Origin of the sequence: Polynucleobacter necessarius (assembly GCF_900096755.1) — a bacterium.
Taxonomy (GTDB): Bacteria; Pseudomonadota; Gammaproteobacteria; order Burkholderiales; family Burkholderiaceae; genus Polynucleobacter; species Polynucleobacter necessarius_K.
The window spans coordinates 96,801-114,557 of record NZ_LT615227.1 but is presented as its reverse complement, the minus strand read 5'-3'; the positions used below and the strand labels follow the sequence as shown (position 1 = coordinate 114,557).

Sequence of the window (17,757 nt, the reverse complement as noted above, 5' to 3'; positions counted from 1 at the left end):
ACACAAAATACCGTAATAGATTATGACAATTCAATTTAGTACCAAGATTTTCCCTCAAGCCGACCTAAGAAGCGTAAAACAGCTTAAATCGAGCCTTAAAACCCTATTGGCGAATAGCGCTGACTGTGTGGTGCTGGCTTATTCCAAAACGGATTTGGACAGTTTTATTGGGGTGAAGGGCGCCAAAGCCAAGTCAGGTTTTTTGGTTGAGCTGGACGCACTATTGGGCGGCTCAGTAACGCACGCCAATGTGGTGGGTGACTTGGACGTTCAGCAAGCCTCTATCTGCATGCTGCGAAGTGAAAAATCTTGGGCGGCAAGCGGCGTTAAGGCAAAGCGTATTTTGTTATTAAGTTTAGGTGATGTTCACCTCGCAAGTGAACGCAGTCTGACCACCTATTCCAAGATTGTACGTGCTGCGTTGAAAGCCCTTAGTGGCGCATCGATTGAAAATGCTTTGTGGTTCACCCCTAGTTTTGCCTTGGGTCACCAATCTGAATTTATTGCTGAAGAAGTGCGTTTAACTATTCAGTATGCAGGTGATCAGTCATATCGCTTTGGTGTACGTCAGCCGGCGATGAAGTTCAAAGCAAAAGACAAGGCTGATACCTTTAGACATTTAATCTTCGCTGGCAATGATGAATGCGCCAAAGAGTTGAAGGCGGCTGTTGATCAGGGTATTGCAATGGTGGAGGGTATGAATCTTGCAAAAGACCTCGGTAATCTCCCGCCTAATGTTTGCACGCCAACTTATCTAGGCAAGTCGGCGCAGGCCTTAAGTAAAAAAGCCGGCCTCAAGGTCGAGGTGCTTGGACGTAAGCAAATAGAAGCTTTGGGTATGGGCTCATTTTTATCTGTTGCGAAAGGCTCTGATACGCCACCACAATTTATTGTGATGCGTCACCAGGGTGGAAAAACAGGGGATGCACCAATTGTCTTGGCAGGCAAGGGCATTACTTTCGATACCGGCGGCATTTCATTGAAGCCTGGTGAGGCTATGGATGAGATGAAGTACGACATGTGCGGTGCTGCGTCTGTGATTGGCACTATGTACTCCATTGGTTTGATGAAGTTAAAGAAAAATGTAATTGGCGTTATTCCTACCTGCGAGAACATGCCGTCTGGTCAGGCCACTCGTCCTGGCGATATTGTGAAAAGTATGTCGGGACAAACGATTGAGATCTTGAATACAGATGCTGAGGGGCGTCTCATTTTGTGCGATGCGCTGACTTATGTAGAGCGCTTCAAGCCAAAGGCCGTAATTGATATTGCCACCCTCACTGGCGCCTGCATTATTGCTTTGGGTCACGTACATAGTGGTTTATTTTCTGAAGACGAGGGATTGGTTTCTGCTTTAACAAAGGCTGGCCAAACTTCTTTAGATACGGTTTGGCGTTTGCCGTTAGATGCTGCCTACCATGAGCAGCTCAAATCTAATTTTGCTGATGTAGCCAATATCGGCGGTCGTCCAGCGGGTAGCGTTACAGCAGCATGCTTCCTTTCGCGCTTTACAGAGAAATACAAATGGGCGCATTTGGATATTGCTGGTACGGCCTGGAAGAGTGGTGCGGCTAAAGGCTCAACTGGTCGCCCAGTTCCTTTGCTTGTCAATTTCTTGCTTGAAGAAAAGTAAGTCAATAGGATTGATGGTTAGCTTATGGCACGCATAGATTTTCATAGCAATGTCAGCGATAAGTTGGAATACGCTTGTCGATTAACTCGCAAGATTTGGAGGGCCACTCCAGAAGGGCAGCCAGTTCGCCAGATTGTGATGGTGGGAGAGAAGGCCGACCTTCAAAAGTTAGATCAGTTGCTTTGGTCATTTAGCGGCACCGATTTTTTGCCGCACTGCTTTATTGAAGATGAAGCTGCTGCAGAAACGCCGATTGTTCTAACAGATGATTTTGCGTCTCCTGCGCTAAGCAATATCCCTCATGCTGATGTCATGATTCACCTGGGGATGCGCATGCCCGCTGATGTGCCTGCGTTGGTTGCGCGCTTTCCTAGAATCGTTGAGGTAGTCACCGTTAACGAAGCCGAGCGATTGGCGGGGCGCGATCGATACAAGGCATATCGCGAATTAGGTCATGAATTACATAACTTCGACCAGTCCAAAAGCTAATACCTCATGTTGATTCATCCTCAGTTTGATCCTGCAGCTATTCGCATAGGGTCCTTCGCCATTCATTGGTATGGCTTGATGTATCTGATGGCTTTTGCGCAGTTCCTCTTGCTCGGACGCTTACGTCTTCAGATGCCTCGCTACCAACTAATGGGGTGGACCTATAAAGATCTTGAAGACCTCTTATTCGCAGGCGTTTTGGGAGTGGTTCTTGGTGGACGCCTGGGTTACACCATGTTTTATATGCCCGGCTATTACCTTTCCCATCCTTTCGATATTTTCAAAATATGGGAGGGCGGTATGTCCTTTCATGGAGGACTTTTGGGTGTGCTTGCGGCCTTGTATTGGTTTGCTAAAAAACGCAAAACCACCTTTTTTGTTGTAAGTGATTTAGTTGCCCCTTTAGTTCCTTTTGGATTGGCCTTTGGCCGTTTAGGAAATTTTATTAATGGAGAGTTATGGGGTAGGCCAACCGATCTTCCTTGGGCGATGGTATTTCCGATGGTGGATTCGATTCCACGTCACCCATCACAGATTTATCAATTGTTGGGTGAAGGCATTCTGCTTGGAGTTGTCTTGTGGATCTATGCCAGCAAGCCGCGTCGCATAGGTCAAATCTCGGGATTCTTTTTATTGGGGTATGGCGCATGCCGCTTTTTAGCTGAATATGCGCGGGAACCAGATTCTTTTCTGGGGCTCTTGGGTCCTGGCTTATCTATGGGGCAGTGGCTCTGTGTACCCATGATGTTGTTTGGTATTTATTTGATGACCGCATATGAGGCTAAGGCGAGCAAGTAATACACATGCAAAACGAAGAAGTCACCTTACGTAAGTTAGAAATACTCTGTTCCTTTGTCAGAACAGGCTCTCTTTCAAAGACTGCTGATGAGTTACGCTTAAGCTCTGTCAGTATCCATAAGGCACTTCATTCTTTAGAGGCGGCGATTGCATGTCCTTTATTCATTAAGGAGGGTCGACAGCTCAAGCCGCTTCCTGCAGCCCTGTATTTGGCAGAAGCCAGCGTGGACCTGCTTGGCGATGTAGATCGCATTCTCAAAAAAACGAGATCAAAGGCTGGCGTAGAAGCAGGTCAAATTCGCTTGGGTTCAATGAAGACTTAATGAAGAAGCTCTCAGAAGGCGCCGTTGACGCGGTTGTGATTGCAGTGCCTGCTAGTGGCCTACCGGAGGGTATTCAGGTCATTCGTTTATTTGAAGACGAGCTGTACTTTGCATCATCCAAGAACAAAAAGCCCAAGCAAGCCGAAATTGATTTGTCTGAATATCAAAATGAAAAGTTCTTAACCCTACAAGATGGTTTTGCAACAACCTCTGGTTTTTATGAAGCCTTTAAGCTAGCGGGACTCTCCCCTAATGTTGTCATGAAGGTAGGCGATATTTTTTCCCCTCATGAATATGGTTTCCAGCGATATGGGGATGACGCTATTGCCGGGCAGGGTGAAGGCGCTTATGGGGGGTGCAATTGAATTTACGCCATTGGCCAGGAAATATCAGGTCGTTCAAAACATCGCCTTAATGTACCTTCGGGCTAATGAACCAAATCCCAACATATTGGCTTTGGCGGCTGAAGCCCGCATGCTGCATCGCAATAACACCTGATAAACCCTTACAATTTGCAGCATTATTTAACTTTAGGTTAATGATTATTCACTTAATTGATTTCGCATGTTCTGAGTAATACATTGAATCGATCCGTTTTTTGACGATTTCTTTTTGAAAAGAACACATGCTTGAAAAGTTAGCAAAAGCACGCAACCCGTCTAAGGCAAACAACGCCATCAAGCGTTTGATTTCCGAACGCGGGGAGTCTAATGCTGTCAGCATGGCTGATGATGTGGTGAATAACTATCGCAAGCTTGGCAAAGATCAGCACATCCCATTTTTTACATATCTATTCGAGAAGTTAAATCCTCAGGCAGATGCCGTTCTCAAAGCGGCGCAAAATTTTGCTGCCGAATCCAATGCGCGTAATTACATTCGCCTACAAAAAGTTTCTGAGTCTCCGCGGCAGGAATTATTTCGCCGCCTCAATCGCGCTAGTCAAGGCACTGCCGCGGTAGTGCAGATGCGTCGCGACCTATTGCAAATATTAGAAAAGAAGCCTGAGCTCACTGCGGTTGATTTTGATATGCGGCACTTACTATCTTCCTGGTTCAATCCAGGATTTTTAAAGATGCATCGCGTAGATTGGAAATCACCGGCAGAGGTTTTAGAGAAGCTCATTCAGCACGAAGCGGTACATGCTATTGATGGCTGGGATGACCTGCGCCGTCGTCTACAGCCTGATCGCCGTTGCTTCGCTTTCTTTCACCCACAACTTCCAAGTGAGCCTTTAATCTTCGTTGAAGTAGCACTTCTGCCAGAGATCCCTACAGTTATCACTCCCTTGGTGGATAAGAAGGCAGAGACTGTTGACCAACCATCGCAATATAAGGTTGCCGTTTTTTACTCCATCAGTAACTGCGAGCCTGGCCTGCGCGGTGTATCAATGGGTAATTTCTTGATTAAGCGGGTGGCAGAGCAGTTGCACGCAGAATTCCCGGGCCTCAAAACCTTCGTAACCTTGTCACCAATTCCTGGATTTATGGATTGGGTGTCTGCAGGTGCACAGTTAGGTGAAGACCTTCCTGCGGAGCGCTTGAAGCCAAATTTAAAAACGGCGAGGGAGCAGGCATTAGCTACATTGAAGCTGGATGCTCAATCATGGACGGAAAAGTTAAGCGCCGGATGGCACCCTGATCTAGCCTCAGAAAAAGAAAGAGATGCATTGTTGTGTCTAGCATCTATTTATTTAGGGTTGGGCTCGACTGGTCGAAATGGTAATCCGGTTGCCAAGTTTCACTTGGGCAATGGCGCAAAGTTGCATTTGGTGAACTGGGCGGGAGATTTATCGCGCAAAGGATTGCGTCAGTCAGCTGGTCTGATGGTGAACTATCTCTATGACTTAGGCAATGTAGAAGAAAACCATGAAAAATTTGCCAATGGCGAGATTGTGTATTCAAGGGCGGTTGGGCGATTAATGGCCCCTTGATAAGGAATTTAGGAGGAGATCCTCCAGGGAAGAGTCCAAAAGAGATTCACCTTGGAGAACGAAGTATCGAACTGGGCGCTAAGATCCAGTGTAGTAACAAAAAATGCTGTATTGATAATGAATAGATAGTCATGAAAATGGCAAGTGGAGGAGACAAAGATGTTTAAGCAATCAAGCCTTGTGGCAACTCTCAAGAGAGCGCTGTTTCTAATCTGTGCGGCGCCGTTAGTCGTGTGCGCACAGGAGTGGCCCAATAAGCCCATTACCTTTGTTGTGCCATTTCCCGCTGGCGGAGGCACTGATGCTTTTGCTAGACCTTTGGCTACTCAATTAACCAAGCAATTGGGCAAGCAAATCATTATTGATAACCGCGGTGGAGCTGGAGGCACCTTAGGCGCCTCCATTGCCGCCAAGGCCGCACCAGATGGTTACTCATTCTTCGTAGGAGCTGCGTATCATGCTATTGCGCCTGCTACGTATCCAAATTTAGATTACGACATTGAAAAGAGCTTTATACCGGTTGCGATGATTGCAAGTCCACCTCAGGTAATTGTGGTGAACCCAAAAAATGTTCAAGTGAAAGACTTAAAAGAGTTCATCGCACTTCTGAAGAAAAACCCCGGTAAATTTAACTACGCTAGTGCAGGCAATGGCTTTTCACATCATTTGGCTGGCGAGCAGTTCAAGATGTTGACTAAAACCTTTATCACCCACATCCCTTACCGTGGAGCCGGCCCAGCGATGCAAGACCTTATTGCAGGACAGGTCGACATCGAGTTTGATGGTCTTGGCTCATCTGCTGCGCAAATTAAAAACGGCTCCATTGTTGCTTTAGCGGTTGCCTCTCAGAAGCGCGCCCCCGGATTCCCGAACGTGCCTACTGCAGCTGAAGCTGGCTTGGTTGGTTATGAGGTATCCACTTGGTACGGCTTGTTTGCTCCTAAGGGCACACCACAACCGATCATTGACAAGATGATTGCTGAAGTGCAGAAGGCGATCAATACTCCAGAGCTTAAAACCATTTGGACAAATAACGGCTCTGATACACCCAATCTCTCGGGTGATGCATTTGGTAAGTTTGTAAGTGCTGATATCAAGCGTTGGGCTGCTGTTGCTAAGGCCTCTGGCGCTAAATTAGATTAAGCAATTTTATTAAACATTACCCCTTGGATTTGAGGCTCGAATGAATTTATATTCACTATTGGAAAAAGGTTTTCCAAAAGATAAAAAAGCATGCGCTATCGAGACGCATGATGGTTTGTATTACTCTTGGGGTGACCTAGAGGGTGCCACCGCAAAACTTGCAAATTTATTGGCGAGCCTTAAGCCCCCTAAAGGCGCTAGAGTTGCCGTTCAGGTTGAGAAATCTCCAGAAGCATTATTTCTTTATCTGGCTACGATTCGTGCTGGCTATGTGTATTTGCCGCTGAACACTGCTTACCAGTCTGCAGAGATTCAGTACTTTTTGGAAAATGCTGAGCCGGCGGTAGTGGTGTGCAGCGGTAAGAATCTTTCATGGGTATCTAAGGTTGCTGCAAAGGCGGGCACAAAGCATGTTTTCACATTGGACGAAAACCGTACGGGTACTTTATTGGAGCGTGCTGCAGGCTTGAGCGATAAATTCAAGACAGTTCCAGCTAAAGATGATGATCTAGCCGCCATTCTGTATACCTCCGGCACTACCGGTCGCAGCAAGGGCGCCATGCTCACGCATAAAAACTTGGGAAGCAATGCTCAGGTGCTACAAAAATTCTGGGGCTGGAAAAAAGGCGATGTATTGCTGCATGCTTTGCCAATATTCCATGTACACGGTTTATTTGTAGCCGCTCATGGTGCACTTATCAATGGCAGCAAAATGATTTGGTTGCCACGTTTGGATACCGCTCAATTGATCAAGCATATGCCTCAATCTACGGTCATGATGGGTGTGCCTACTTTCTACGTGCGCTTATTGGCTGACAAGGGCTTCAATAAGAAAGTTGCACGTAATATGCGCCTCTTTGTTTCTGGATCAGCACCTTTGCTAACAGAAACCTTCAATACTTTTAAAGAGGTAATTGGCCAGCCTATTCTTGAACGCTACGGCATGAGTGAAACCGTGATGTTGGTTTCCAATCCATATAAAGGTAAGCGTGTTGGCGGCTCTGTAGGATTGCCATTGCCTGGCGTGAAAGTACGCGTAGTCAATGAAGACAATAAGCCATGTAAGGTTAATGAGATTGGCGGCATCCAGGTTAAAGGTCCAAATATATTTAAGGGCTACTGGCGCATGCCGGAGAAGACTGCAGAAGAATTTACGAAAGACGGTTGGTTTAAGACTGGCGACGTTGGCCGTTGGGGTGGTGATGCCAATGGCGGCAAAGCGCCAAAAGTTATGCATTGTTGGCCGCAGCAAGGATTTAATTATTTCAGGTGGCTATAACGTCTATCCAAAAGAGATTGAAGGATTTATAGACGATATGCCAGGCGTTGATGAGAGCGCTGTGATTGGTATTCCGCATCCAGACTTTGGTGGAGCAGTGATGGCAGTAGTAGTGCCAAAAGCTGGCGCGAAGTTAAATGCTGAGTCAATGATCGCCGCACTCAAAACGCAAATTGCGAACTTCAAAATACCGAAGCGTTTAGAGATTGTTTCTGATTTGCCTCGTAATGCGATGGGTAAAGTGCAAAAGAATATTTTGCGCCAGCAATATACGAGCTAATTAAAAGCCAAATGCCTTGCGGCTTTCATTAAACATGAAGGCTGCAAGGAAAAACAGCAAGATGCCAAAGACTCGTTTGAGTTGAGCTATATCGAGTTTTCTGGCCATCTTTGCGCCTAGCGGTGCAGTAAAGATACTCACCACCACAATGCAGGCAACGGCCGGCAAATAAACAAATCCTAATGAACCAGCCGGAAGGTTTGGGTTTCCCCAGCTTCCATACATGTAGCCAATTGTGGCGGCTGCTGCGATCGGAAATCCTAGGCCTGATGAGCTTGCCATAGCGGTATGTGGCTTCACATTGCACCAAAGCATAAACGGTACTGTGATAAAAGCGCCGCCAGCTCCCACCAAGCTGGCAAGTGCCCCCGCAAAAGTGCCAAAAGAAAACAATCCAAGCGTGCCTGGTAATTCTCTGCCCGCCTTTGGTTTTTTATTCAAGAGCATCTGGATTGAGGTGTAAACAATAAACACGGCAAAAAAGAGTGAGAGCCAGGATGTTTTGAGGGCCTCAAATAGCTCGCTTCCGCCAATCAAGCCACCAAATATCATTCCAGGGCTAAGTGCTGCAACGAGCTTCCAATCGATGGAGCCATGCTTATGATGAGCCCAAATTGCAGAGGAGGTAGTAAAGAGAATGGTGGCCATGCCTGTAGCAATTGCCATATGCACAATCACATCTTGACTAAAGCCTAAGTGATTAAAAACCAAGATCATGAAGGGCACCAAAATCATGCCGCCACCAATGCCGAGTAAGCCGGCCAAGTATCCAGAAATGCCGCCACACAACACCAGCATCAAGATATCGCTTAGTAACATGAATTCCCCGCCTTAGCCGCTAGGCCGTCATCCTGAACCCTAAGGTTCAAGGTGGAACGGCTACTCTGTTTCGGGTGCATTAAGAGGTTCAGGGAGTAACCAAGTCTAAGTTGGCACTGTGAACTTTCGAAACGCTCACGCCCACAAGGTAAAGATCGTTCCGGATGCTTGCGCATCGGTTCAAGGAACTATTGGCCTTTTGGCGAACCAGGCAGGGAAAGGGTTTGCATCAAAGCATCCACCCGATCTTCAAGTCTATGGATCTCGCTCTGAAGACGTGAGACTTCATCTGAGCTAACGTTTGAAGAAGTGCTTTGCTGCGTTTGGTTTTTCTGAAGGGTGATTAAGTCGCCAGCAATTTTAAGGGCAGCCATCATGCTGGCTCGCTCAATGCTGCGATTGCCGCCGCCAATAGCCAGCTGAATTTGTTCGTCAACTAATACGCAAGCTGTACGCAACAATGGTTCGTGTTCGGTGCTGGTGGCTAAAGTAATCTTTTGCCCAGCGAGAGTTACTTCAATGCGTTGTTGGCTCACTGTCGTCCTCTGGATTGGTTGGTGGAATTGTTTCGCCTAGTAAATTGAGTTGGCGGCCATCACTTTGCTCTGGCAGGCGACTCAAGATCAAGATGCGTTGAACACGTTTATGGGCGGCATCGATCTTGCCTTCGAGTTGAGTTTGATTTTGATTCAAGTTTTTGACGGCCTCATTGATCAAAGCAATTTTCTCGGACAGGCGGGTGATGGATGCGCTGATCGCAACCAGATCGCCATCGGCGTCACTTGGGAGAAATGGGCTAAATTCACTCATATTGGCATTGTAGCCCTAGGGAAAAGCTTGGTGTTGGGGCGCCAGTTCAGACCCTCATATTTGGATGAATGGATCTAAACCGGACCAATACGCCTAAAACGATTAATTGAAGTTGTATTTCAGAGTTAAATAAACCGACCTAGGTTCGCTGGGGTAGTAGGAATACTTGCTGGATACAATGCTTGGCGCTGTTCCATATGTAGCGTACTGCGCATTACCCACGTTTTTTACTGTAAGCCTGGTTTCGATAGCTTGATATTTGTAGAAGGTAAAAATATCACCAATGACGTATGAGGGCATTACAGGAGATGCGCTGTAGTAGTTCGGGCCCGTATCGTAGTGTTGGTTGCTTACTTACATAATTCACTACTCCGCCTACACTCCATGCAGATGTAATGAGGTAATTTGCTCTAGCATTGAGTAGGGTGTCTGGAACAACGGGAATGGCATTGCCAGCAAATGGCCCGTTTGCGTAGTATGACTTTTGATACTTACCGCCAATACCAATATTTAATGAAGAGGTGATATTGGATGCAGCATCAAGCAAAATGCCGCCGCGATTAGTTTGGTAAGTTGAGTTGTAGTTATAGCCTGTGGCTGGGTTATAGCTAATCTCATTTTGAGTCATGGATTTAAAAATCGATGAGGTGGCCTTGGAATTCCAAATCGACCAATTGCCACCCATTTCATAAGTCTGAGTAGTTTGGGGTTGCAAAATTCCGCTAAATACAGATGTAGTGGTTTGCGTTATTGGGTTGTAGAGCAGGCCCCAGTATTCGTCAATATTAGGGAATCTAAATGATTGATTCCATTTGACATACACCCTCTGCCCAGGAAGGTAATTAGCATTGAGCGCTACGTCGCCAGCGTTTGCCGCATATTGCTGATCGCTGGCAACGGCTCCATTCGCTGCGGATATTTGGCTGCTAGAGGTTGATGCTTGCTGAACTTGTCTGCGAAAGCCGCCGCTTGCCTCAAATACTTTATTTAAGGGAACTTTTTGAATTAGATAAAGCGAGTTATTAATTTGCGCAGCGTTTTGGGTATCGCTAGTCAGGTTGTTGTAATACGTGCCAAATGGATTATTGACTGCATCGTATTGATTGGCAAGAATAATGCCCTGAGATTGTGACGAATAGGTATTCGTTCCAGCTTGATTTTCTTTTGAAAAATCGTAGCCAAAGATGCTAGTCCCTATGGCGCCAAAGTTGGCTTTGATGCGTGGGGATGCTGCTAGTTGCCAGCCTTGTAATTTATTGTTCATTGGCCCGCCGGCGGATCCGAAATCAGGGCTAGCAAAGAAATCTGCTTGAGGTGTGTAGAAGAACGAAGTTTTATTGTTGTAGGAAGTATCCAGCTCCACAACATAATCTTTGCTCAAGGTTTTGGTTAGGCCCTGACGAAAGCCGGAGTTATTTGTAGTCGCATTGTTTCCTGCGTTTTGCGGTCGCACTGAAAGTGGGTTTCCTGATCCCACTAAACCTACTACAGGGCTCGCTATTTGAGAGTTTGTGTATCCATAGTAGCCATCCACATACACTCTGTCGCCACCACCTAAGTCTTGAGAGATTTTTGCATCTACAGAGTACGCGTTTGCTGCAGTATTTGGTCTCCATCCGTTTGTGTTGGAGGTGTTTGCGCTGACCTGATAAGTAGTCTTATCAACAGTGTTTCTGAAAATCGCATTATTAATCGATGTACCCCAAGTGCCTAGAGTTGCTGATGCTTGATTAATATTTTTCTTGCCACCATTGGTGATGATATTGATGACGCCGCCTACTGCGCCGTTACCGTATTGGACGCTTGAGCCACCCTGAAGGATTTCAATGCGCTCAATAGAGTCAATTGGAATAGATTCCCAATCTACGCTGCTTGAGTCAATGGGGTTAATTCTGATGCCATCAACTAGAACCGCAGTGGTGCTATTGCCCGTAGGACCATAGCCACCCATATCTGCGGAGGCTTCTAAATTTAGTGTGCTGGAATTTAAGCCGCTGACTTTGAGGCCGCCAATTTGTGACAACACTTGAGGAATGGTGTTGGAGCTGGAGTTCTCAATTTCATCTCGTGTAATCACTTTGACGTTTGCAGGAACCTCATTGAGGTTTTCGGCGAATCGTGAGCCCGTTACCACAAGGGTATTTTGTGAGTTTTGTGCAAACAACGTTGATGAAGAAAAGACGGCGAATATTGCGCCACAAAGTAGGGCAATTTTTTTCTTGCGTAACTGCTATTTCATGAAATGCTTTCTGTTATCGATTGCCTAGCTAACTTCCCCGTTAGCTGGGTCGAACAGAATTTCACGAGCGTGAGTTCAGGCGTCAATTGGGCGCCAGATCGAGGGATAGGGCGCTGTCATTGGCGCGCGAAGATCCCCGTCCGCAAAATTCCACCTGTTTTGGCCGGTATCCGGGCTAGTAAATATCAGAATCTGGCCTTCCCATGCGATTGACGCGCACAGTGGCTTTGTCAGATTCCTGACGCCCAAAAATTGCTTAAGGACGTATTTACCTGCTGTTGCGGGGGCAGCACACGTTTAGTGTTTCCCGTTTAACTTTGTTGCATTGCAATAAAGCACCACGACCCCGTAATTCTAGCGTACTTAGGTGTATTCACCCTGAAAAAAGGGGTAAAAAAGCCTACAATATGGGCTCTAGGATTAAGGATTCATGACCGCGTTAGATAAGCACCCCGAAAAAACCTGATTCGCTTGCAGTTGAGCCAAAACTCAGTCTTAAAAAGCTTGGACCCAGCAGCAATGGCGGATCTAGAGCGTCATTTAGAGATATCGGACCTCAAAAAATCAGAAATCTTGCTCCATCAGGGGTGACCACCAGATGGAGCAATACTTTGTGCTGGACGGGATTTTGAAGCGGATTGTTTCTAGTCCAGATGCCAAAGAGATGATCTTGCGCTTCGCTATTGAAAAGGATATTGAAACTAGCTATGCTGCCTGGCGCCTTAAGACTGCAGCCCCCTATAGCATTGCCAGCGTAACCAAGGCCCGGATGCCTATGAAGAAGTGGGCTGAGTTCTTGGAGCTGCATAAGCCCCTGAAGGAGAGCTTTGAGTTTGAGGTTATGCGCCTTATGAGCGAGATCATGGCGCACACCATCAACCTTGCATATGCTCGATGCTCCCGGCCGAGTAGAGCGCTTCTTGCGCAAATACGAGGATTTATTCGAGCTCTTGCCCAAGAAAGAGCTGGCCGCCTATCTCAACTTATCTCCTGAGACCTTAAGCCGCCTTAAAACCAAGCATAAAGAGCTTTTTGTTTAGGTCCTTGATCAGCTTGTAATTACAGGATTTAGGGGGAAATTGACCGAAGTCAATGATGAACCCCCTCCCCAAGCCTAATATTCACTTCAGCCTAAGCGGGAGCTTAAAACCCGTTGTGCGATTAATAACTACATTGGAGACATTAGCGAAAGCTAAATTGCGTTAGCCTTTATGGCCCACCTGCAATTCTTATAAAAATTTCTATGACAACAGATAACCAAAACACACAATTAACAGATGGTTTCCATCTCGTCATTGACGCTTTAAAAGCGAATGACCTCAATACTATTTTCGGTCTTGTTGGTATTCCAATTACTGACTTATGTCGTTTGGCTCAAGCTGAAGGTTTGCGCTTTATTGGCTTCCGTCACGAACAGCACGCAGGTAATGCAGCAGCAATTGCTGGTTACATGACACAAAAGCCAGGTATTTGTATGACGGTTTCTGCACCAGGATTCTTGAATGGTTTAACAGCATTAGCTAACGCTACTGTGAACTGCTCCCCAATGATTTTGATCTCTGGTTCGAGCGAGCGTGAAATCGTTGACTTGCAACAGGGTGACTACGAAGAGATGGATCAGCTCAACGCAGCCAAGCCATATTGCAAAGCTGCATATCGTATTAATCACATTGAAGATATCGGCATTGGTTTTGCTCGTGCAATCCGCGCTGCGGTTTCTGGTCGTCCAGGTGGTGTCTATTTGGACTTGCCAGCACAGTTGCTAGCTCAAACTATGCCTGCTGAAGAAGCTAAGAAAACAATTTTCAAAGTAATTGATCCAGTTCCACGTCAAATCCCAGCGGCTGATGCAGTTGCTCGCGCATTGGATGTATTGAAAGGCGCTAAGCGTCCATTGATTCTCTTGGGTAAAGGCGCTGCTTATGCACAAGCCGATAAAGAGATTCGTGATTTGGTTGAAAAATCAGGTATCCCATACTTGCCTATGTCGATGGCCAAAGGTTTGTTGCCAGATAACCATCCACAATCCGCTTCTGCAGCACGTTCATTTGTATTGGCTGAAGCTGATGCAGTGCTGTTGGTTGGCGCACGCTTGAACTGGTTGTTAGCGCACGGTAAGGGCAAGACTTGGGGTAAAGATCCTAAGAAATTTATTCAAATCGATATTCAAGCAAACGAAGTGGATAGCAACGTACAAATTGCTGCTCCATTGATTGGCGATATTGGTTCATGCGTTGGTGAACTCTTGAAAGGTATTGCTTCAGTACCTAAGCCAAGCGCTGAGTGGATTGCTGCTATTGCCGAGAAGAAAGATAAGAACTTGGCGAAGATGGCTGAAACATTAGCCAAAGAAGCTAACCCAATGAACTTCCATGGCGCATTGCGTGTGATTCATGATGTGATCAAGAAGAACCCAGATGTGAACTTGGTAAACGAGGGCGCAAACACACTTGACTATTGCCGTGCAATCGCTGATATGTATAAGCCACGCAAGCGTTTTGACTCTGGTACTTGGGGGATTATGGGTATTGGTATGGGTTACTCCATCGGCGCTGCTGTAATTAGCGGCTTGCCAACGGTTGCGGTTGAGGGCGATAGCGCATTCGGCTTTAGCGGCATGGAATTAGAAACCGTTTGCCGTTACAACTTACCAATCACAACCGTTGTATTTAATAACAACGGCGTATACCGCGGTACTGATAAGAACCCAACGGGCGGCGCTGATGTTGCACCTACCGTGTTCGTTAAAGATGCTCGTTACGACAAGATGATTGAGGCATTTGGTGGTGTCGGTTACTACGTAACTACCCCAGCGGAATTAGAAGCAGCGTTAACAGAAGCAATTGCTGCCGGTAAACCAGCTCTTATCAATGCTGTTATTGATGAAACCGCAGGTACTGAGAGTGGGCGTTTAACAAACTTAAACCCATCTACAGCAGCTGCTAAGAAGTAATTAAATAATTAATTTAGAAGTAAACAAGAAAGACTTAAGGAGAAACAAACATGACTAAACCATTAGACGGTATTCGCATTATTGACTTCACACACGTACAGGCAGGTCCTGCATGTACTCAGCTGTTGGCTTGGTATGGCGCTGACGTGATCAAGGTAGAGCGTCCAGGCTCTGGCGACGTAACACGTAGCCAATTGCGCGACGTTCCAGGCGCTGATGCTTTGTACTTCACAATGTTGAACGGCAATAAGCGTTCTTTGACTCTCGATACTAAAACTCAAGAAGGTATAGAAGTTTTAGAAAAGATGATCAAGACTTCAGACGTCATGGTTGAGAACTTCGGTCCTGGCGCTTTGGATCGCATGGGATTCTTTTGGAAGCGTATCCAAGAATTGAACCCAAAAATGATTATGGCTTCTGTAAAGGGCTTTAGCGATGGCCACTCATACGAAGACTTAAAAGTGTATGAAAACGTTGCTCAATGTGCCGGTGGTGCAGTCTCTATTACTGGTTTCTGGGATGGTCCTCCGACAGTTTCTGCAGCCGCTTTGGGCGACTCTAATACTGGTATGCACTTGGCAATCGGTATTTTGACTGCATTGATGCAGCGTGAAAAAACTGGCCGTGGTCAAAAAGTATCTTGCTCAATGCAAGACGCTGTATTGAACTTGTGCCGTGTGAAGTTGCGCGATCAACAGCGTTTAGAGCGCGTAGGCCTCATGCAAGAGTACCCACAGTTCCCGAACGGTGAGTTTGGCGACTCCGTACCCCATGCAGGCAATGCCTCTGGCGGTGGCCAGCCTGGTTGGATTGTGAAATGTAAGGGTTGGGAAACCGATCCAAACGCCTATATGTATGTGATTGTTTAAGCTCCAGTTTGGGAGGCAATCTGTAAGGTAATCGGCCGTGAAGATTGGATTACAGATGTGCGTTTTGCATCGCCAATGGCGCGCTTGCCGCACCTCATGGAAATTTTCGGTGAGATCGAAAAATGGACCATGACTATGACGAAGTTTGAAGTGATGGATGTTTTGAATAAATACGACATCCCATGCGGCCCAATTCTCTCGATGAAAGAAATTGCTGAAGAGCCTGCACTGCGTGCTACTGGCACCGTAGTGGAGGTGGATCATCCGATTCGTGGCAAGTACCTCACTGTTGGTAATCCTATCAAGATGTCTGATAGCCCAACAGAAGTGACACGTTCACCATTGCTTGGTGAGTACACTGATGAGATTCTGCATGAGTTGGGTTACACCGCTGATGATTACATTACGTCACGACAAGGTGATCTAAGATGCGGGTGGCCTTGATTGGGAGTGCGGATTTTGGTAAAGCAGCTTTAGAGGCTTTTTTGGATCGTGGCGACGAAGTAGTTGCTGTCTTCTGCCTACCCGATAATCCCAAATCAAGTAAGCCGGAAGTCTTAAAAGAGGCTGCACTTGCAAGGGGCTTAACCCCCTTGCAGTTCGCTTCCCTAAAGGGTGGCGAAGCTGCTCAGGCCATGATTGATAGCAACGCAGATATTTGCGTAATGGCTTATGTCATTCAGTTTGTGCCGCAAGAGCTCTGCAAGATCCCAAAGCATGGAACTATTCAATACCATCCATCATTACTTCCAAAATATCGTGGTCCAAGCGCTATTAACTGGGCAATCGCATTAGGCGAAGAGAAGACTGGTTTAACCATCTTCCGTCCAACTGACGGTTTAGATGAAGGTGCGGTGATTTTGCAAAAAGAAGTCGCTATTGGACCCAACGACACTCTGGGTAAGATTTATTTTGATCATCTGTTCCCGGTTGGCGTAAAAGCATTGCTTGAAGCCGCTGACTTAGTGGTGGCAGGCAAGCACCAAGAGTTGGTTCAAGATGAATCGCAGGCTAACTATGAGGGTTGGTTTGATGCGAACGCTGCGCAAATTCATTGGGCAACACACATCAGTCAAATTCATAATCTCATTCGGGCATGCAATCCTGCGCCTGGCGCATGGACAAAGTTTGGCGAATAAAAGGTGCAGATCTACGATTGCCATAAGCACGTTGCTGCTACATTTAGCGCCGTTAAAGGCAAGCCAGGCGAAGTGACTCAGATTACCCTGGACTCTTTCTTTGTTGCCTGCCACGGCGGTCAAATAGAGGTTCTCAAAGCAAAAGGCGCCGCAGGAAAAGTAACGGGCGCCGCGAGCTGGCCAAGGAATTGAATCTAGAAGTAGGGCAGTTCTTCGCGCTGTAGCAATTTAATCTAAGGTACGGCAACGCGCCTAATAGTGTCGCGAGTATCGATAATTGTTTTAAAGCCGCTTACTGGGTCAATGGTTTCGGTATAGATAGCTTTTTTAGATTCGCGTTCAATGGCTCTGTCGGTTCACGAGAAGCCTGTACATCTGATTGACCTCTTTGCGCCTCTTGTTGGCGAAGCTTAATGCAGCTTGGTGCTGCACTTGAATACTTGCTAGTACATTTAATGGCTAGAGCATCTTCATGCATTCCAGCCTGATCAAATGATCTTGCGGCCTCAAAAGTCATGCATTCCGTTGCCTCCCATGAAGAGCCGGTGCTAAATCCAAATAAAACAGCCGAGCCAGCAATAGATGTTGACCCCATACAAGGTGCGGTAGGAAAGTTTGATGGTGCAATTGCAGTTGTAACTGGAATTTTGGTAGCGCCGTAGTTTGATGTAACGGTTGCATTACCAGAACCACCTTGAGAGGTAGATGCACCTGTCACAGCATTTGAGGTGCCACCAAGACCGGCGGCCTGCGCCACCTTGGGACGTAGAAGAGCGCCAGTAGTTGATACGGAGTTGCTAATAGGGGTGCTTGTGATAGCTCCACCTGTAGTCCCGCCAGTGGTGTCAATCGTAACTTGGGCATATGGTTTATTGAATGCAAAAACCATCAAACTTGCTATTGCAAGTTTTTTATACATAACTAAAATTTCTGTGGAGAGTGAGGCCTGCTCTAATTCGCTAGAGAGGACGACTGTTATGTGTGCTTAAATAAATCAAATGCTGTAACAGTTATCAGTCTTGATCTCGTTACAGCTTACTCCTTAAGCGGAGC

Annotated in this window: 14 protein-coding genes, 1 other RNA gene, 5 pseudogenes and 1 riboswitch; of the genes and pseudogenes, 13 read left to right on the top strand and 7 right to left on the bottom strand. The window is 46.5% G+C overall.

All coding sequences use genetic code 11. The features are described from left to right. Positions 1 to 22 precede the first annotated feature (22 nt). From DXE27_RS00595 to DXE27_RS00560, 9 genes and pseudogenes are all read left to right on the top strand, one after another. Positions 23 to 1,633: a leucyl aminopeptidase gene (locus DXE27_RS00595; protein WP_128112502.1), complete on the top strand. Its 1,611-nt coding sequence runs from the start codon at positions 23 to 25 to the stop codon at positions 1,631 to 1,633. Between the two features lie 24 nt (positions 1,634 to 1,657). Continuing rightward, positions 1,658 to 2,122 carry a DNA polymerase III subunit chi gene (locus tag DXE27_RS00590; protein WP_128112501.1) on the top strand — a complete coding sequence of 155 codons (465 nt, stop codon included), beginning with the start codon at positions 1,658 to 1,660 and terminating at the stop codon, positions 2,120 to 2,122. 6 nt (positions 2,123 to 2,128) lie between these two features. After that, on the top strand, positions 2,129 to 2,920 hold the full coding sequence (gene lgt / locus DXE27_RS00585) for a prolipoprotein diacylglyceryl transferase (RefSeq protein WP_128112500.1): 792 nt from the start codon (positions 2,129 to 2,131) through the stop codon (positions 2,918 to 2,920). Positions 2,921 to 2,925: 5 nt separating this feature from the next. Then, positions 2,926 to 3,243 (top strand): LysR family transcriptional regulator, encoded by a 318-nt coding sequence (locus DXE27_RS00580; protein ID WP_128112499.1) that lies wholly within the window; start codon positions 2,926 to 2,928, stop codon positions 3,241 to 3,243. Beyond that, entirely contained in the window at positions 3,243 to 3,608 is a 366-nt protein-coding gene (locus DXE27_RS00575; RefSeq protein WP_128112498.1) for a LysR substrate-binding domain-containing protein, read from the top strand. Before DXE27_RS00580 ends, DXE27_RS00575 begins: the two co-directional genes overlap by 1 nt. Further along, positions 3,592 to 3,741, top strand: coding sequence for a type 2 periplasmic-binding domain-containing protein (locus DXE27_RS08895; protein WP_172457089.1), 150 nt, complete (start codon positions 3,592 to 3,594; stop codon positions 3,739 to 3,741). Before DXE27_RS00575 ends, DXE27_RS08895 begins: the two co-directional genes overlap by 17 nt. A gap of 127 nt (positions 3,742 to 3,868) precedes the next feature. Continuing rightward, positions 3,869 to 5,173: a malonyl-CoA decarboxylase gene (locus DXE27_RS00570; RefSeq protein ID WP_128112497.1), complete on the top strand. Its 1,305-nt coding sequence runs from the start codon at positions 3,869 to 3,871 to the stop codon at positions 5,171 to 5,173. Between the two features lie 159 nt (positions 5,174 to 5,332). Then, entirely contained in the window at positions 5,333 to 6,316 is a 984-nt protein-coding gene (locus DXE27_RS00565) for a Bug family tripartite tricarboxylate transporter substrate binding protein (RefSeq protein ID WP_128112496.1), read from the top strand. Between the two features lie 40 nt (positions 6,317 to 6,356). Then, positions 6,357 to 7,875, top strand: a pseudogene (locus DXE27_RS00560) (malonate--CoA ligase). On the opposite strand, the gene DXE27_RS00555 reads toward DXE27_RS00560, so the two are convergent. The 6 genes and pseudogenes from DXE27_RS00555 to DXE27_RS00530 all read right to left on the bottom strand — a co-directional run bounded on the left by DXE27_RS00555 (position 7,876) and on the right by DXE27_RS00530 (position 11,638). Then, positions 7,876 to 8,694 carry a sulfite exporter TauE/SafE family protein gene (locus tag DXE27_RS00555; protein WP_128112495.1) on the bottom strand — a complete coding sequence of 273 codons (819 nt, stop codon included), beginning with the start codon at positions 8,692 to 8,694 and terminating at the stop codon, positions 7,876 to 7,878. Beyond that, a non-coding RNA gene (ssrS, locus tag DXE27_RS00550) (6S RNA) lies at positions 8,695 to 8,915 on the bottom strand. A gap of 90 nt (positions 8,916 to 9,005) precedes the next feature. Further along, positions 9,006 to 9,230: pseudogene (locus DXE27_RS10335) on the bottom strand (cell division protein ZapA); the annotation flags it as partial. Next, positions 9,211 to 9,504 (bottom strand): hypothetical protein, encoded by a 294-nt coding sequence (locus DXE27_RS00540; RefSeq protein WP_128112494.1) that lies wholly within the window; start codon positions 9,502 to 9,504, stop codon positions 9,211 to 9,213. The gene DXE27_RS00540 and the pseudogene DXE27_RS10335, both read right to left, overlap by 20 nt. Before the next feature lie 102 nt (positions 9,505 to 9,606). Next, positions 9,607 to 9,804 carry a TonB-dependent receptor gene (locus DXE27_RS00535; RefSeq protein WP_128112493.1) on the bottom strand — a complete coding sequence of 66 codons (198 nt, stop codon included), beginning with the start codon at positions 9,802 to 9,804 and terminating at the stop codon, positions 9,607 to 9,609. Beyond that, a complete protein-coding gene (locus DXE27_RS00530; RefSeq protein ID WP_231969580.1) occupies positions 9,782 to 11,638 on the bottom strand; it encodes a TonB-dependent receptor in 1,857 nt (618 codons plus the stop codon). Before DXE27_RS00530 ends, DXE27_RS00535 begins: the two co-directional genes overlap by 23 nt. A 249-nt stretch (positions 11,639 to 11,887) precedes the next feature. Beyond that, positions 11,888 to 12,101: riboswitch (cobalamin riboswitch) on the bottom strand. 72 nt (positions 12,102 to 12,173) lie between these two features. Between DXE27_RS00530 and DXE27_RS10330 the strand changes: the two are divergent. From DXE27_RS10330 to DXE27_RS00510, 4 genes and pseudogenes are all read left to right on the top strand, one after another. After that, a pseudogene (locus tag DXE27_RS10330) lies at positions 12,174 to 12,783 on the top strand (Crp/Fnr family transcriptional regulator). A gap of 203 nt (positions 12,784 to 12,986) precedes the next feature. Next, entirely contained in the window at positions 12,987 to 14,696 is a 1,710-nt protein-coding gene (gene oxc / locus DXE27_RS00520) for an oxalyl-CoA decarboxylase (protein ID WP_128112491.1), read from the top strand. Positions 14,697 to 14,746: 50 nt separating this feature from the next. Beyond that, positions 14,747 to 16,009 (top strand): annotated as a pseudogene (frc, locus tag DXE27_RS00515) (formyl-CoA transferase). After that, positions 15,994 to 16,896, top strand: a pseudogene (locus DXE27_RS00510) (methionyl-tRNA formyltransferase). Before frc ends, DXE27_RS00510 begins: the two co-directional pseudogenes overlap by 16 nt. A gap of 100 nt (positions 16,897 to 16,996) precedes the next feature. Here DXE27_RS00510 and DXE27_RS00505 read toward each other — a convergent pair. Next, on the bottom strand, positions 16,997 to 17,623 hold the full coding sequence (locus tag DXE27_RS00505) for a hypothetical protein (protein WP_128112490.1): 627 nt from the start codon (positions 17,621 to 17,623) through the stop codon (positions 16,997 to 16,999). Positions 17,624 to 17,757 lie beyond the last annotated feature (134 nt).

Excerpts from the sequence above, each read along its gene's own strand:
- DXE27_RS00595 (WP_128112502.1), top strand. The coding sequence starts at position 23 with ATGACAATTCAATTTAGTACCAAGATTTTCCCTCAAGCCGACCTAAGA.
- DXE27_RS00590 (WP_128112501.1), top strand. The coding sequence starts at position 1,658 with ATGGCACGCATAGATTTTCATAGCAATGTCAGCGATAAGTTGGAATAC.
- lgt (WP_128112500.1), top strand. The coding sequence starts at position 2,129 with ATGTTGATTCATCCTCAGTTTGATCCTGCAGCTATTCGCATAGGGTCC.
- DXE27_RS00580 (WP_128112499.1), top strand. The coding sequence starts at position 2,926 with ATGCAAAACGAAGAAGTCACCTTACGTAAGTTAGAAATACTCTGTTCC.
- DXE27_RS00575 (WP_128112498.1), top strand. The coding sequence starts at position 3,243 with ATGAAGAAGCTCTCAGAAGGCGCCGTTGACGCGGTTGTGATTGCAGTG.
- DXE27_RS08895 (WP_172457089.1), top strand. The coding sequence starts at position 3,592 with ATGGGGGGTGCAATTGAATTTACGCCATTGGCCAGGAAATATCAGGTC.
- DXE27_RS00570 (WP_128112497.1), top strand. The coding sequence starts at position 3,869 with ATGCTTGAAAAGTTAGCAAAAGCACGCAACCCGTCTAAGGCAAACAAC.
- DXE27_RS00565 (WP_128112496.1), top strand. The coding sequence starts at position 5,333 with ATGTTTAAGCAATCAAGCCTTGTGGCAACTCTCAAGAGAGCGCTGTTT.
- DXE27_RS00555 (WP_128112495.1), bottom strand. The coding sequence starts at position 8,694 with ATGTTACTAAGCGATATCTTGATGCTGGTGTTGTGTGGCGGCATTTCT.
- DXE27_RS00540 (WP_128112494.1), bottom strand. The coding sequence starts at position 9,504 with ATGAGTGAATTTAGCCCATTTCTCCCAAGTGACGCCGATGGCGATCTG.
- DXE27_RS00535 (WP_128112493.1), bottom strand. The coding sequence starts at position 9,804 with ATGCCCTCATACGTCATTGGTGATATTTTTACCTTCTACAAATATCAA.
- oxc (WP_128112491.1), top strand. The coding sequence starts at position 12,987 with ATGACAACAGATAACCAAAACACACAATTAACAGATGGTTTCCATCTC.
- DXE27_RS00505 (WP_128112490.1), bottom strand. The coding sequence starts at position 17,623 with ATGTATAAAAAACTTGCAATAGCAAGTTTGATGGTTTTTGCATTCAAT.